Raw genomic sequence first — 15,592 nt, 5'->3', positions numbered from 1 at the left:
TTCCCTCCTTCGAACCTTCCGGCGTTACCGCGCGCCGATCGCCTTGAATTGACGTACCTGCTCCGTGAGAGCCCGCTCGACCGGCAGCCGCTCCATCGAGGACGCGCCGTAGAAGCCGTGGCAGTGACGGGTATTCTTCATGATGAAATCGGCGTCGGCGGGATCGGCAATCGGGCCGCCATGGGCTAGCACCAGGATGTCCGGATTGACGCTGAGCGCAGCTGTGGCCCAGGTGTCGATCCGCGAGGGGCAGTCCTTCAGCTTGAGTGCGGTCTGCGCACCGATCGTGCCACCGGTCGTCAGGCCCATGTGGCAGACGATGATGTCAGCGCCGGCGATCGCCATCGCCGCGGCTTCCTTCTCGCTGAACACGTAGGGTGTGGTCAGCATGTCCTTGTCGTGCGCCTTCGCGATCATGTCGATCTCGAGCGCATAGGACATGCCGGTCTCCTCGAGATTGGCGCGGAAAGTGCCGTCGATCAGACCGACCGTCGGAAAGTTCTGGACGCCGGCGAAACCAAGGGCCTTCAGCTGGTCGAGAAAGACGTCCATGTCGCGGAACGGGTCGGTGCCGTTGACGCCCGCGAGCACCGGGGTCTGGCCGACCACCGGGAGCACTTCACTGGCCATTTCGAGCACGATGGCGTTGGCATCGCCATAGGCCATCAGGCCCGCGAGCGAGCCGCGGCCGGCCATGCGATAGCGCCCGGAATTGTAGATGACGATGAGATCGACGCCGCCGGCCTCCTCGCATTTGGCCGACAGGCCGGTGCCGGCGCCGCCGCCGACGATCGGCTCGCCGCGCCTTGCCATGTCGCGGAACTTCTTCAGGAGGGCTGCGCGTTCAAACCTGGCCATCGGTCACCTCGCTAGTCTCCGCCGCGCGCCGGTGCGGCCGAACAGGGTTCGGAACGCGCTGACGATGGCGGCGGCGAAGTCGGGATCGTTGATGTTCTTGGGCGTGCGAATGAGCTGGCGGTTGCTGGTCTGCCGGACATTGCGCTCCAGCGCGCGGAACAGCGCGGCATCGGCGTCCGGGTCCCAGAACGGCTGGCCTCGCGCATCGAGCGCGGAGACGCCGCCCTCGGGCAGGAAGAAGCGCACAGGGCCATCCATCTGGTTGAGCCGATCGGCGATCCAGCGGCCCATGCGCTCGTTCTCCTCAGTCGTCGTCCGCATCAGGGTGACCTGCGGATTGTGGACGTGGAACTTGCGGCCGCGATAGCGCTCGGGGATGGTGTCGGGCGCGCCGAAATTGACCATGTCGAGCGCACCGACCGAGCCGACATAGGGCAGCCGTCTGCGGATGATCGCGCCAAAACGATCCTCGGTCGCCGGAAACACGCCGCCCATGAGCAGGTCGCAGATTTCGGTCGTGGTGAGGTCGATGACGCCGGCGAGCTGGCCGGACTCCACGAGCTTTTCCATGGAACGGCCACCGACGCCGGTGGCGTGAAAGACCAGGCATTCGAAATCGTCGTGCAACTCGGCCGCGATCTTCTGCACGGCAGGCGTGGTGACGCCGAACATGGTGATGCCGACCGAGGGCAGGCCGCCGGCCTCGCGCGCCGCCGCGGCATGCGGATCAAGGCGCGCCTTGGCCATTCCGGCGAGCGCGTTGGCGCCGTTAGCCAGCACCGCGCGCGAGATCGAGTTCAGCCCCTGCACGTCCGTGACCGAGTACATCATCGTGATGTCGGCGGGGCCGACATAGGGCCCGACATCGCCCGAGGCGACGGAGGAGATGATCAACTTGGGCACGCCGACGGGAAGGGTGCGCATGCCCGGCGCAACCAGCGACGCCGCGCCCGAGCCGCCGGCCGAGATCACGCCGGCAACATTGCCCTGGCGCCCCAGCCAATTGGCGAACGCATCGGCCATCGCGGTCACGGCAGCGCCGCGATCGGGGCCGAACACGGCCGCACCGCCGCGGCCGTGGTTCAGCGCGATCTCCTGCGCGGAGACATCGCAGCTCGAATGCTTGCCGCTTGTCGAGACGTCGACCAGCCGGGTGCGGAGACCGGTTCCTGCAATGATGTCGCGGATGAAGCGCAACTCGGTTCCCTTGGTATCGAGCGTGCCGACGACCAGGACGATGGGCGGGCCGGCGGTCTGCGCCGCCACCGGCTCGCGCCTGCGCCGCGTCGTCTCCTCCAGCCGCGCGACGTGCGTCGAGACCGTGCGGGCCGCCGCCTCGATGCGGGCGATCGGCACCGGCTGCGACCATCGCGTCGGGAGCGTCGGGTTGGAAACGTAGATGCGGATCGGTCCGCCCGGGCGCGCCGCCGGCGCTGGCTTCGCGCCGCTGGCGGCCTCGGAGATGTCGCTATCGGGCTCGAGCTCGGCGTGAAGCCCGACGCCGAGCAGGCGCTGCTGCAGCTCGCGGTCCGCGGCGAGGCGGCCGGAGTCGATGATGCGGTTGACGCGGCCGTTGACCATGATCGCGACATTGCGCGAGATCGCGGTGGCAACGCCGATGTTCTGCTCGATCACGAGCACGGACATGTCGCCGTCCTCGCCGAGCCGCAGCAGCATCTCCTCGACCTGCGCGACGATGACGGGCGCGAGGCCTTCGGTCGGCTCGTCCATGATCAAGAGATGCGGATTGGTGAGCAGCGCGCGCGAGATCGCCAGCATCTGCTGCTCGCCGCCGGAGAGCTGGCCGCCGCCGTGGCCCTTGCGTTCGGCGAGGCGCGGGAAGGTGTCGTAGATGCGCTCGACGGTCCAGGCCCCTTGCCGCATGCCGCCGGCAAGCTGCAGATGCTCGTCGACGCTGAGCGAGCGCCAGAGACGGCGACCTTGCGGCACATAGCCGACGCCGAGCCGGGCGATCTGGGCCGACGGCCGCCGCGTGACATCCTCGCCGCGCACGCGGATCGATCCGCCGCTCACGCCAACGAGCCCCATGATCGCCTTGCACAGGGTGGTCTTGCCCATGCCGTTGCGGCCGACGACGGAGAATACGCCGCTGTCCAGCGTGAGATCGACGCCTTGCAGCGCGTGGGAGTGACCGTAGTAGACGTCGAGGCCGCGGACCTCGAGCGCAGGGGAAGAGCGGCGGGCCTCATTCATGGCCGCCTCCGAGATAGAGCTCCTGCACCTCGGGATCGGACTGGATCTCCTGCGGCAGGCCCTCCTTGAAGACGCGCCCGTTGTGCATCATCGTGACGCTCTCGACGACGCGCAGCGCCACGTCCATGTCGTGCTCGATGATGATGTAACCGATATGCGCGGGCAGGGAGGTCAGGATCTCGATCAGCTCGGCCCGTTCGGTCGGCGACAGGCCCGCGGCCGGCTCATCGAACAGGACGAAGCGCGGGGCGCCGGCCAGCGCGAGTGCGATCTCGAGCTGGCGCTGCTGGCCGTGCGCGAGCTCGGCGACGTGCTGGTCCTTCACGGCGGACAGATGCACGGCCTGGACCAGATTGTCCGCTGCATGCATCAGGGCGTCGTTCTGCCCTGGGCGCAGGAACGAGAAACGTCCGCGCGAGACGCCGCGACAGGCGAGATAGACGTTGTCCTGCACGGTGAGGCCGGGGAACAGCGCCGAGATCTGATAGGTCCGACGCAGCCCGCGGCGGATGCGTTCATAGGGCGGGAAGTGGGTGACGTCCTCGCCGAAGAAGCGGATGGTGCCGGAGGAGGGGGGGAAGTCGCCGGTGATGCAGTTGAACAGCGTGGTCTTGCCGGCGCCGTTGGAGCCGAGCACGGCGCGCCGTTCGCCCGGACGCACTGTGATGGTGACGTCGGTCAGCGCGGCGAGCGCGCCGAACAGCCGCGTTACCCCGCGCAGCTCCAGAGCGGCACCGGCGCCGACGGCTGAAAGACGGTGAGCGACGCTATCCATGGCGGTGCCCTCCGCCGGAGCGACGGGCGTCGTGGCGTTGACTCTGGCGCCAGCGCTGCCACAGGCCGATGACGCCGTCCGAGGACCAGAACACGATGGCGAGGAAGCCGAGCCCGATCAGCAGGCGGAAGCGGTTGCCGTCGAGCCCGAGCCTGACCAGGAAGTCGAGCGCGAAGGTGCGCAGCAGCACGAAGATCAGCGCGCCGATGAACGGGCCGATCGGGCGGGTGATGCCACCGACCACGGCGATGATCAGCACGTCGATGCAGGCGCCGACGCTCACCGAGCCCGGCGAGATCTGGCGGTAGTTCCAGACCTGGAGGACGCCGGCGAGCGCGGCCACGAAGGAGGCGAAAGCGTAGGCGGCGATCCGATGGGCGTTGACGTTGAAGCCCAGCGCCGCCATGCGCCGCGGATTGTCGCGCACGCCCTGAAGCGCGAGGCCGAAGGGGGCGCGCGAGATATATTCGACCGCGAAATAGCAGAGCGCGGCGACCGCGAGGACGACATAGTAGAACGGTATGTCCGCGCGCCAGTTCACGCCCCAGAAGTGAGGCGTCGCCACGGTGTTGATGCCGGTATGGCCGTTGAAGATCGCCCAGTTCTGATTGGTGAAATAGTAGAAGGCAGCTCCAATCGCGAGTGTGATCATGATGGTGTAGATGCCTTCGGTGCGCACCGCGAGCGCGCCGCCGAGCGTGCCGAAGGCGGTCGCCAGCGCCAGCGCCATCGGGACGGCGAGCCACCACGGCCAGCCGAGACTGATATTGGCGTTGCCGCTGACGCCGAACACGGCGACCATGTAAGCCGAGAAGCCCGCGATAGTGAGCTGCATCAGGCTGACCATGCCGCCATAGCCCGCGAGGAACATCAGGCTCAGCGCAATGATGCCGAGGATCAGCGTGGTCGCGAAGATCTCGATCAGAAAGAAGCCGTTGGCGATCAGCGGCATGATCAGAAGGATGGCCGCGACGACCCAGGCGGCGGGATTGTTGATCTCCGGCCATGTCCGCGCGCCCTGCTGCGCCAGGGCGGGACGAACGGGGACGCGGGCATCGTGAGCGAGCGACATCTCAGCGCCTCGCCAACAGGCCTTGCGGCCGGATCGCCAGCACCAGCACCATGATCAGGAAGGTCACGACGATGGCGTAGGTCGGGATGTAGACCGAGCCGAGCTGCTCGGCGAGGCCGATGATCAGCGCGCCGAGCGCCGCACCGGGGATCGAGCCCATGCCGCCGACGATCACGACCACCAGCGAAGCAAGCAGGAAGCGGATGTCCTCGCCCGGCGACAAGGACTGGAAGGTACCGCCGACCACGCCGGCGATGCCGGCAAGCCCGGCGCCGAACGCGAACACCAGCACGAAGACGAGCTGGATGCGCACGCCGGTTGCGGCAAGGATGTCGCGATCATCGACGCCGGCGCGAATGATCATGCCGATCCGGGTACGGTTGAGCGCGAGCCACATCGCGACGCCGATGATCACGGAAGCGGCGAAGATCACGAGCCGGACCATCGGATATCTGAGATAGACCGGCTCGCCCGAGGACTTCACCGCCGTGATCAGCGGCAGGTCCACGGGCCCAATCAACCAGCTCGGGGTCTGGATCTGGTAGAAATCGCCGCCGCAGGCCCAGAGCATCAGATCGGCAAACACGATCGACAGTCCGATCGTCACCATGGTCTGCCTGAGGTCCTGGCCCTCCATGCGCCGGAACACGATCACCTGGAGCAGCACGCCGACCAGGGCCGTCAGGATGAAGGCGATGATGAAGCTGAGGATCCAGGAGCCGGTCGATGTGCTGATGGCGTAGCCGACATACCCGCCGAACAGATAGAGCGAGCCATGGGCGAGATTGACGTTGCGCATCAGGCCGAAGATCAGCGTGAAGCCACTGGCGACGAGAAAGTAGAGGCCCCCGAGCGTGATGCCGTTGAAGACGGCATTGAGGAAGACGCGTTTGCGGCCGATCGCCTCTTCGAGACCCGGGGGCCAGACCGAGAAGATCAGCCAGAGTAAGACGGCAATGGCAATGATCGTGGTCAGCGCCCAGGCGGGATGGCGTTCGATGAAACGGCTCATGTGCGCCGTCCGTTTATCCGGGCGACGCGGCGATCGTTCATCGAATGCAGGTCGAACAGCCTTGCAGCGGCTGCAGGCCTTGCCATGGACGTGCGCTCCCGTCGGTCGCGATCATCTCGGGATCGCGTTGCCCCGCATCCTAGCCGGGCGGGGAGGGCGACGTTTGATCGTGAGTATCTTTTCGTGCAGCGGTCAGGCGCGCAAAACCTTGGCTGCGCGGCGATAATCGGTCGGAGCCATCCCCACATTGGCGGCGAAGAAGCGGGTGAAACCGCTCTGCGAAGAGAAACCGAGATCGAAGCCGATGTCGGCGATCGGCGTCTCGCTGGCCACCAGTGCTTCGAGCGCCTGTTCCATGATCAACGTGTTGAGATAGAGGTTCGGCGTGACGCCGGTCTGAACGCGGAACAGCCGGTAGAAGTGCGGCCGCGACAGGCCGGATTCGCGCGCAATGGTGTCGAGCTCGATCTCGGCGCCGGGGCTTTCGGTCATCATCTTGATACATTTGCGCACGCGAAAATCGGTGACGGCGCCGTTTGCTCGTGGATCGCGCGCGATCTCGGCCTGCTGCCAGCTTTCGTCGTAGCAGATGTCGATCAACCGCCTCAGCTCGGAATCGAGGCTGGAGAGGGATGGTGCGCCGCACACGAGCGCGGCGGTCCGCCTGATGTGCTTGTCGAGTGCAGGCGTGCGCCTGAACTGGGTGCGGCCGAACCGCAGCCGGTCGGTGCCCGAAGCGTCGGGCGCAAACCATTCGGCATTGACGTAGAGCACGAAGAAGATGGCGCCGCCATCGAGGTCGGTCGGCAGGAAGTTGTGCGGCTCCCAAGGATTGACGGCGACGACGGAGGACTCGGTGAGATCATAGTGTCCGTCGGAGACATCGATGCATGCCGGCACGCCGCCGACATGGAAGATCAGATGACCTTCGCGATGGGCGTGGATATTGAAAGGGCGGTTCAATTGATAAACCGTCGCCCGGCCGAAGCGGCCGTGGAAGACGGCGAGCGCACGGCTCATGCCTTCCCCTCCCGAATGTTCTTCTTTTCAGCCAGCGTTCAACAAAGGCGCCGAGATTGCAAGAGCGGTGAGCGACCGCGTCAGCGAGTCGCTCCCCGGTTGCGTCCTGCCGATGTGATGCGTCAGTACTTCTTACATTCCGGCACGGTGCGGCTCGGCAGTCCGATCTTCGAGAACACCGCCGGATCATAGCCGAGCGTCTGGTTCACATTCGGGATCACCTTCACCACCTTGCTGAACAGCGCGCCCTTGCCGTCATCGACGACCTCGGTGACGAAATTGGTGCCGATCGCCTGGCGATTGGAGTCGAGCTTGATCTTGCCGTTGGGCGCGTCGAGCTCGATCTTGGCCAACGCTTCTCTGAATTTCCCCTGGTTGTTGGAGAGATCGCCGTTGACCTGACGCAGCGCGAGGATCAGGGCCATGGTCGAGTCATAGTAGTTGGTGGCCAGGAGCGAGGGGCTCGGGAAGCGCTTGTTGGGCGGGAAGGCGTCCTGATAGGCCTTCACGAACTTTTGCCAGCCCGGGTCCTCCCAGGTGTCGGCCTGGCCGCTCGCCGCGATGGTGCCGATCAGGGCGTTCTTCGCGTTCCCCTTCGACGACAGGATGGTCTGGTCGATCATGATGGAACCGCCCATCAGATGCGCCTTGCCGCCGGCCTGCTGATACTGGTTGAGGAAGTTGACGGCATCAGCGCCGCCAAGTCCGAGATAGATGGCATCGACGTCGTCGGGCAGGGCGGCGATGACCGAGGCGAAGTCCTTGGTGCCGAGCGGCACCCATTGCCTGTTGGTGACCTGTCCGCCGGCGCCGCAGAACTCGAGCACCAGCCCGAACACCTGGGTGTAGATGAAGGAATAGTCCTCGCCGACGGTCGCGATCTTGCGATACTTCTTCTCGTCATAGGCGTATTTGCCGAGGCCCACCTGCCACTGCGCGCCGTCCATGTTGTAGCGGAAGAAGTTCGGGGCAGGGTCGACATAGGTGGTTTCCTGCGCGCCGGATGCCGCGTTGATGAAGGTCAGCTCGGGGTGGGTCTTCGCGAAGTTCTTCACCGCGATGCCCTCGTCGCCGGAGAGCGGCGACAGCAGGATCTGCACCTTGTCCTGCTCGATCAGCTTGCGGACTGCACGCACCGCGGAGTCCGGCGTCGCGTCGGTCGAGGCGACGATGAATTCGAGCTCCTTGTCACCGATCTTCTTGCCAAGGACATTAAGCGCCGTCTGGTGGCCGCGCATGCCGTCCTCGCCGAGCACCGTGTAGGTGCCTTCGAGGGTCGCGGTCACGCCCACCTTGATCTTTTCCTGGGCGATCGCTGCGCCTGAAAGAAACAGGCTGCTCAGCGCGAGCAGTCCGATACTGCATTTCGACATTGTGCTCCTCCCTGTGTCGTCGATTTGTTGCCGCGCCGAACTGGCGTGACGCCCGTGGCTCTCGATGGGCCCGCGACTTTATGGGGAAGCTAGCCGAAGTCGAATGCGGTGCACGCGTGGATGCCTCGTCCGGCTTGACGAGCAGTCTCATTTTTGAATGTTGCGGCGCAGATGGTTTCGCGGTGCAGCAGGCGAAGATCAATGCAGCGGGATGGATCCGCGGCTCCCAGTTCGCGTCCGGGTGCTGCGACCAGCCTCAAGCATGTCACACCCAGCCGCCATCGACGACGTAGTGTTGAGCGGTGCAGGCGGAGGCTTCGTCGGAGGCGAGGAACAGGGTGAATTTCGCGACCTCGTCGGGGACGAGCCTGCGCTTCAGGCATTGCCGCTGCATCAGTTCGACCTCGCCCTGTGGCGTCATCCATTTCTCGAGCTGGCGTTCGGTCATGATCCACCCCGGTGCTATCGCATTCACGCGGATATTGAACGGGCCGTAGTCGCGCGCCAGAGAGCGCGTGAGACCGATCACGCCCGATTTGCTGGCGGTGTAGGCGGCCATGCCGCCTTGTCCGGCGATCCACGACACCGAACCGAAATTGATGATCGCGCCGGCATTCGCTGCCTTCATGTCCGGCAACACGGCCTGCGCGGCAAAGAACTGGTGCTTCAGGTTCACCGCGATGCGGTCGTCCCAAAACTCCGGCGTCATCTCCTCGGTCTTGTGGCGTTCGTCATGCGCGGCATTGTTGATGAGGATGTTGATCGCGCCGTGCGCGTTGCGCGCTTCTACGACGCCGGCGCGTAGCGCAGCGATATCGGTGAGGTCGACGTGCTGGAAATGTGAATCGAGGCCTTGATCGGACAATTCGCGTGCAAGGCGAAAGCCTTCGTCGGCCTTGATGTCGAAAAACACGACTTTGCTGTTCTGCTGCGCGAACCGCCGCACGATCGCAGCGCCAATTCCCGATGCGCCGCCGGTGACGAGAACGACCTTGCCGGCGAGGTCAGAATAAATGGCGGCCATGGACACCTCTCGACTTGCTTGCGGCGGTGCGAAGCGCCGCGCGTTTCCCTCGCAAACCTTAGTCATTTCCGTCGTGAGGTTCATAGATCAGAATTTTAGTTGCGTACCTCAAAATTTGAAGGCAGGATTGCAGCCAAAGAATAGAAGAACCTCTTGGGAGGAATGTGATGAGGCTGCTCGGGAAGCTGGGACTCGCCGCTGCCGCATGCCTGCTTGGGGCCAATCTGGCCGCAGCCGACACAACCGTGAAATGGCTCCACATCGAGGCCAATCCGGCCCAGGTGAAGATCTGGGAGGAGGTCGCGCGCAGCTACGAGGCGTCGCATTCGGGCGTCAAGGTCGAGATGCAGTTCCTCGAGAACGAGGCCTACAAGGCCAAGCTGCCGACCATCCTGCAATCCAAGGATCGGCCGAACATCATCTACAGCTGGGCCGGCGGTGTGTTGAAGACGCAGATCGAAGCCGGCGTCCTCGACGACATCACCGATCAGGTCAAGGGTTACAGCGACAGCCTCACGCCGGCCGCGCTCGCCGCCTTCACCAGCAGCGGTCGCGTCTACGGTCTGCCGACCGCGCTGTCGCAGGTCGGTTTCCTCTGCAACAAGGAGCTGATGGCGAAAGCGAAGGTCGATCCCGGCGCTATCAAGAGCTGGGATGATCTGCTCACGGCTGTGAAGACACTCAAGGCCGCCGGCGTGACGCCGATCGTGGTCGGCGGCGCCGACAAATGGCCGCTGCATTTCTACTGGACGCATCTTGCGGTGCGCATCGGCGGCAAGCCGGCGTTCGACGCGGCGCTGCGCGGCGAGAATGGCGGCTTCGCCGGCGAGACCTTCCAGAAATCCGGCGAGCTGTTCAAGCAGCTCGTCGATCTCCAGCCGTTCCAGAACGGCTTCCTCGGTTTCAAGAATCCGCAGGCGGTCGGCTATTTCGGCGACGGCAAGGCGGCGATGACGCTCGCCATCAGCACCGTCTATCATCTGCAGCGCGCGCTCGCGGCCGACAAGACGGGCCTTTCCGAGGACAAGATCTGCTGGTTCGATTTCCCGGTCGTATCAGGCGGCAAGGGCGCGCCGACGGATACGCTTGGCGGCATCACCGGCTGGCTGATCACGAAGGGCTCGCCGAAGGAGGCGGTCGACTTCCTGAAGTACTTCGTCTCCAAAGACGTGCAGACGCGGCTGGCCGCGGGCAACTTCATCATTCCGGTGGTGCAGGGCGCGGATGCCGGTCTCAACAACTCCTTCATGAAGCTGATCGCGGCCAATCTCGCGAAATCGAACTATCACCAGAACTTCTACGACCAGAGCCTTGGCCCCTCGGTCGGCCGCGTCGTCAACGACGTCACTGCCGAGATCGCCGGCGGCAGCATGAGCCCGCAGGATGCTGCGAAGGCGATCGAGGCGGCCTGGAAGCAGGGCAATTGAGGGTGGCCCGGCGGATCGCGAGCTCGCCGGCGATCGGCGTTGCGGAGGCATCGTTCTCACCGATCGCGGTCCGCGGCCCCCGCTGGGACGGCCGCTTCACGGTCCTGATCCTGTTCTTGCCGCCGGCACTGCTGTTGTTCACGCTGTTCGTGGTGCTGCCGATCGGCGAAGCCGCGTGGTACTCGGCCTTCAACTGGAACGGGTTCGGCAGGCCGACCAACTGGATTGGCCTCGACAATTACCGTTTCGTGCTGGAAACGCGCGCCTTCTGGCTCGCCTTGCGCAATAACGGCCTGATCATCGCAGTCTCGCTTGCGATCCAGCTGCCCCTTGCGCTCGCTCTCGCCTTGATGCTCGCGGAACGCTTTCGTGGCGCGGTGGCGCTGCGCATGCTGTTCTTCATGCCCTATATCCTGGCCGAGATCGCGACCGGGCTAATCTTCAGCTTCGTCTATGATGGCGATTACGGCCTCGTCGCCTCGATCTGGCGCACTTTCGGCGCCGAGCCGCCCCATTTGCTCGCCTCGACCGACACCGCGATGCTGGCGGTGCTGATCGTGATCGTCTGGAAATATTTTGGCTTCCACATGATGCTGTTCATCGCTGCGCTTCAGGGCCTCGACAAGAGCCTAGTCGAGGCCGCGCGCATCGACGGCGCGACGCGGACGCAGACCCTGCGCCACGTCGTCATTCCTTTGCTCTATCCGACCATCCGGCTCTCCGTGTTCTTCGCCATCATCGGCTCGCTGCAGCTGTTCGATCTCGTCATGCCGCTGACGCGCGGGGGGCCGGCGGATTCCTCCAACACGATGGTGAGCTTCCTCTACAACAACGGCATCTCCCGGATGCGGGTCGGCTATGGCAGCGCGATAGGCGTCATTCTGTTCGCGATCTGCGTGACCTTTGCCTTCACCTACAAGCGATGGTTCATGCGCGATGAGTAGGACCGGCACCACCCGTGCGGCGTTCGATCCCGCGGCATTGTCCAGGGCGCTGTTCCTTGCCGCCATCGCCGTGTTCGTGCTGGTGCCGCTGCTCGCGACCGTGCTCGGCGGGTTCAAATCGCTCGGCGAACTGCGCGTCAATCCGTTCGGCCTGCCGCAGCACTGGGAATGGCAGAACTATGCGGACATCCTGTTCTCCGCGCGCTACTGGCAGCTGTTGCGCAATTCGCTGATTATCTCGGCGCTCGCGGTCACATTGACCCTGATCGTGGCCTCGATGGCGGCGTTCGCCTTCGCCCATGTCAGGTTCTACGGCAGCTCGATGCTGCTGAGTTATTTGACGCTCGGCCTGCTGTTTCCCGCCGCAACCGCGGTGCTGCCGCTCTTCATCAAGGTGCGCGATCTCGGTCTGCTCGATACTTATTTCGGCGTTGCGCTGCCGCAGGTTGCCTTCAGCCTCGCCATGAGCGTGCTGCTGCTGCGGCGCTTCTTCAAGGATATCCCTTACGAGCTGCTGGAGGCCGCGCTGGTCGACGGCTGCAGCTACATCAAATTCTTCCGCTACGTGACATTGCCTTTGTCGAGGCCGATCCTGGCGACCGTCGGCACGATCACCTTCGTCAACAGCTGGAACGCCTATCTGTTGCCGCTGGTGATGCTGAACACCGATGCGCTGTATCCCTGGCCGCTCGGCATCATGGTCTATCAGGGCGAGTATTCCTCCGAGTGGCACCTGATCCTCGCCTTCATCACGCTGACCATCCTGCCGACGGTCATTCTCTTCCTTCTGGCGCAGAAGCACATCGTCGCCGGCCTGACCGCGGGCGCGGTCAAGGGCTGAACGGCATCTCACGGAGAACATAATGAGAAAGATAGGCATCGGAATCGTCGGCTGCGGCAACATCAGTACCGCCTATCTGAAGGCGGCCCAGCGCTTCCCCGTCCTCGAGATCAAGGCGCTCGCCGACATGCGCAGCGATGCCGCGGAGCGCCAGGGTGCGGCCTTCGGGCTGCCGGCGATGCGGGTCGATCAATTGCTGAGACGTGACGACGTCGAGATCGTCGTCAACCTCACGGTGCCGCTGGCCCACACCGACGTCAGCCTTGCGGTGCTGAGCGCCGGCAAGCACGTCCATTCCGAGAAGCCGCTCGGCATCAACGCCACGGAAGCGCGCAAGGTGATGGACCTTGCCGCGCAGAAGAACCTCCGCGTCGGCTGCGCGCCCGATACGTTCCTTGGCGGCGGACACCAGACCGCGCGCAAACTGATCGACGACGGCGCGATCGGTACGCCCGTGGCGGGCAGCGCCTTCTTCGGCTGTCCCGGCCATGAACGCTGGCATCCGGCGCCGGGTTTCTACTATCTTCGCGGCGGTGGGCCGATGCTCGACATGGGTCCCTATTACATCACCGATCTCGTGCAACTGCTCGGCCCGGTTGCGAGCGTAATGGGCTCGACGGCGCGTCCGAAAACCGAGCGCCTGGTCACCAGCCAGCCGATGAACGGCACGCTGATCCCGGTTGAGGTTTCAACGCATGTCGCAGGCATGCTCGAATTCGAAAGCGGCGCGGTTGTCTCAATCGGAATGAGTTTTGACGTGCCCAAGCACCGCCATGCCCCGATCGAGATCTGGGGCGACAAGGGCACCATGCTGGTGCCGGACCCGAACCGCTTCGGGGGCGAGGTGCAACTGGCCAGAACCGGTGGCGAGTGGGAGACGGTGCCGCTCACGCACGGTCACGTCGAGGGCGAGTTCCGTTCCATCGGCGTCGCCGACATGGCCTCCGCGATCCTGGGCAACCGGCCGCATCGCGCCAGCGGCGCGCTTGCCTTCCATGTGCTGGAGGTGATGGAGGCGTTCCAGACCTCCGCCGACGAAGGGCGGCGGGTCAAGATTGAGAGCCGCGTCGAGCGGCCGGCGATGCTGCCGGCCGGACGCGAAACCGGACAGATCGACTGAGGACAGAGACATGCGCAAGGCAATGATTGTTTGGGGCGGCTGGCCGGGGCACGATCCCGATCTCTGCGCGTCGATGATCCGCGGCTGGTTGAAGGCCGAGGGCTTCGAGGTGCGGATCGAGACCACGACGGCGGCGTTCGCCGATCCCGCGATCCACGATCTGTCGCTGATCATCCCGATCTACACCATGTCGAAGATCGAGAAGGCGGAGGCGCTCAATCTCTGCGCGGCGGTGCGCAGCGGGGTCGGACTCGCCGGCCATCATGGCGGGATGTGCGATGCATTCCGCGATTCGGTCGACTACCAGTTCCTGTGCGGCGGGCAGTGGGTTGCCCATCCCGGTAACATCATCGATTACAAGGTCGACTTGACGAAGCCGGAAGACCCCATCATGAAGGGTCTCAAGAGTTTCGAGCATCGTTCCGAGCAGTATTACATGCATGTCGACCCCGCCAACGAGGTGTTGGCGACGACGACCTTCACCGGAGAACACGCGCCCTGGATTGAGGGCGTGGTGATGCCCGTGGTGTGGAAGAAGCGCTACGGCGCCGGCAGGGTGTTCTACTCCTCGCTCGGCCACCGGGCCTACGAGCTCGACGTGCCCGAGATCCGGACGCTGATGACCCGCGGCATGCTGTGGGCGGCGCGCGAATGACAGCCGGCGCGGCCCAGCCGCTCGTTCGCGCCACGCTCGAGGATGTCGCGCGCGCGGCCGGTGTTTCGCTCGCCACCGTCGACCGCGTCGTCAATCGGCGCGAGGGCGTGCGCGCCAAGACGGTCGCGCGAGTCGAGGCTGCAGTGGCGAAACTCGGCTATCGCGCCGACGTCGCGGCGGCGCGGCTCGCGCGCGGGCAGAGTTTCCGCTTCGCCTTCGTGCTGCCGACCGGCAGCAACAGCTTCATGACCAATCTGACCGAGCAGGTCCAGCGCACCGCGGAGTGGCTCGCCGGCCAGCGCGGCTTCATTGATATTCTCCATGTCGACGTGTTCGATCCGGACGTGCTCGCCGGCGCGCTGGAGACTCTGTCGCCGGCCTATCAGGGCGTGGCTGTCATCGCGCTCGACCATCCCCGGGTGCGCGCCGCGATCGACGAACTCGCTTCGCGCGGGGTCGCCGTCGTGACGCTTGTGTCGGATGCACCGAGCGCGCGCCGTCTCCATTACGTCGGAATTGACAATCCGGCCGCGGGCCGGACCGCGGCAACGCTGATGGGACGTTTCCTCGCCGGCGGCGAGGGGACGGTTGCCGTGATCGCGGGATCGTTGTCGCTGCGCGACCACACCGAGCGACAATTCGGCTTCCATCAGATCCTCTCCAGCGAGTATCCGAACCTGCGCGCGCTTCCGGTCCTCGAGGGCCGCGACGACAGTGACCGGACGCGGAAGCTCACGGCCGCGCTGGTCGCGCGCCATGCCGATCTCCGCGGCATCTATTGCTGCGGGGCCGGGAACCGCGGCATCGCCGATGCGCTCGAGGCCTCGGGCCGCGCCCGCGCGGTGGTCTGGATCACCCATGAACTGACCCAGCACACGCGGCGCTTCCTGGTCCGCGGCACGCTCGATGCGATCATCAATCAGGATCCCGGCCACGAAGCGCGCTCCGCGGCGCGCGTCCTGCTCGCGCATTGCTCGGGCGAACCCATCAGCCCGGACCAGGAGCGCATCCGCATCGACATTTTTCTGCGCGACAATCTGCCGTAAAAAGAGGGCAGCATATCAGCCGGCAAGCCCCATTTTGAGATAGCGGTGGAAGCGCGCGCTGCGCGGTGTTGAAGCACGCAGTTTGCCAGCACTACTCGGGAAAGTTGCGGAGCTGTCGATCGCTCAGAAGCAGCGCAAAACACCGTCCGCGAACCTACCGGGCCGAGGTACCCCGTAATGGTGCGCGACGAAGCGGGGAGTGCGACAAGGC

14 protein-coding genes are annotated in these 15,592 nt (G+C 65.0%); 6 read left to right on the top strand and 8 right to left on the bottom strand.

All coding sequences use genetic code 11. The features are described from left to right. Positions 1 to 24: 24 nt before the first annotated feature. The 8 genes from QA649_RS29485 to QA649_RS29450 form a co-directional block, all read right to left on the bottom strand. Entirely contained in the window at positions 25 to 858 is an 834-nt protein-coding gene (locus QA649_RS29485) for a phosphoenolpyruvate hydrolase family protein (RefSeq protein ID WP_283020266.1), read from the bottom strand. Positions 859 to 861: 3 nt separating this feature from the next. Then, entirely contained in the window at positions 862 to 3,072 is a 2,211-nt protein-coding gene (locus tag QA649_RS29480) for an ABC transporter permease (protein WP_283020265.1), read from the bottom strand. Beyond that, the gene (locus tag QA649_RS29475; protein ID WP_283020264.1) at positions 3,065 to 3,847 is read right to left on the bottom strand and encodes an ABC transporter ATP-binding protein; all 783 of its coding nucleotides are present in this window, start codon (positions 3,845 to 3,847) and stop codon (positions 3,065 to 3,067) included. The genes QA649_RS29480 and QA649_RS29475 overlap by 8 nt, the downstream gene beginning before the upstream one ends. Next, positions 3,840 to 4,919 (bottom strand): branched-chain amino acid ABC transporter permease, encoded by a 1,080-nt coding sequence (locus tag QA649_RS29470; protein ID WP_283020263.1) that lies wholly within the window; start codon positions 4,917 to 4,919, stop codon positions 3,840 to 3,842. The genes QA649_RS29475 and QA649_RS29470 overlap by 8 nt, the downstream gene beginning before the upstream one ends. A gap of 1 nt (position 4,920) precedes the next feature. Then, positions 4,921 to 5,931, bottom strand: a complete 1,011-nt coding sequence (locus tag QA649_RS29465) for a branched-chain amino acid ABC transporter permease (RefSeq protein WP_283020262.1) — start codon at positions 5,929 to 5,931, stop codon at positions 4,921 to 4,923. 192 nt (positions 5,932 to 6,123) lie between these two features. Further along, complete coding sequence (locus QA649_RS29460; protein ID WP_283020261.1) at positions 6,124 to 6,951, bottom strand: AraC family transcriptional regulator; 828 nt, start codon at positions 6,949 to 6,951, stop codon at positions 6,124 to 6,126. A 122-nt stretch (positions 6,952 to 7,073) separates the two neighbouring features. Further along, complete coding sequence (locus QA649_RS29455; protein ID WP_283020260.1) at positions 7,074 to 8,324, bottom strand: ABC transporter substrate-binding protein; 1,251 nt, start codon at positions 8,322 to 8,324, stop codon at positions 7,074 to 7,076. 265 nt (positions 8,325 to 8,589) lie between these two features. Then, positions 8,590 to 9,348, bottom strand: a complete 759-nt coding sequence (locus QA649_RS29450) for an SDR family NAD(P)-dependent oxidoreductase (protein WP_283020259.1) — start codon at positions 9,346 to 9,348, stop codon at positions 8,590 to 8,592. Positions 9,349 to 9,515: 167 nt separating this feature from the next. Here QA649_RS29450 and QA649_RS29445 point away from each other — a divergent pair, with 167 nt between their 5' ends. From QA649_RS29445 to QA649_RS29420, 6 genes are read left to right on the top strand one after another with little or no spacing between them, the layout of a single operon-like run. Then, complete coding sequence (locus tag QA649_RS29445; protein WP_283020258.1) at positions 9,516 to 10,775, top strand: extracellular solute-binding protein; 1,260 nt, start codon at positions 9,516 to 9,518, stop codon at positions 10,773 to 10,775. A 2-nt stretch (positions 10,776 to 10,777) separates the two neighbouring features. Further along, entirely contained in the window at positions 10,778 to 11,719 is a 942-nt protein-coding gene (locus QA649_RS29440; RefSeq protein WP_283020257.1) for a sugar ABC transporter permease, read from the top strand. Next, on the top strand, positions 11,712 to 12,560 hold the full coding sequence (locus tag QA649_RS29435) for a carbohydrate ABC transporter permease (RefSeq protein ID WP_283020256.1): 849 nt from the start codon (positions 11,712 to 11,714) through the stop codon (positions 12,558 to 12,560). The genes QA649_RS29440 and QA649_RS29435 overlap by 8 nt, the downstream gene beginning before the upstream one ends. Positions 12,561 to 12,582: 22 nt before the next feature. Then, on the top strand, positions 12,583 to 13,680 hold the full coding sequence (locus QA649_RS29430) for a Gfo/Idh/MocA family oxidoreductase (protein WP_283020255.1): 1,098 nt from the start codon (positions 12,583 to 12,585) through the stop codon (positions 13,678 to 13,680). A 10-nt stretch (positions 13,681 to 13,690) separates the two neighbouring features. Continuing rightward, complete coding sequence (locus QA649_RS29425) at positions 13,691 to 14,335, top strand: ThuA domain-containing protein (RefSeq protein ID WP_283020254.1); 645 nt, start codon at positions 13,691 to 13,693, stop codon at positions 14,333 to 14,335. Continuing rightward, positions 14,332 to 15,381 carry a LacI family DNA-binding transcriptional regulator gene (locus QA649_RS29420; protein ID WP_283020253.1) on the top strand — a complete coding sequence of 350 codons (1,050 nt, stop codon included), beginning with the start codon at positions 14,332 to 14,334 and terminating at the stop codon, positions 15,379 to 15,381. Before QA649_RS29425 ends, QA649_RS29420 begins: the two co-directional genes overlap by 4 nt. Positions 15,382 to 15,592 lie beyond the last annotated feature (211 nt).

The sequence above is a fragment of the Bradyrhizobium sp. CB1717 genome (genome assembly GCF_029714325.1).
GTDB lineage: Bacteria > Pseudomonadota > Alphaproteobacteria > Rhizobiales > Xanthobacteraceae > Bradyrhizobium.
Note: the sequence above shows the minus strand (reverse complement) of the source record. Positions and strands in the feature narration are given on the sequence as shown.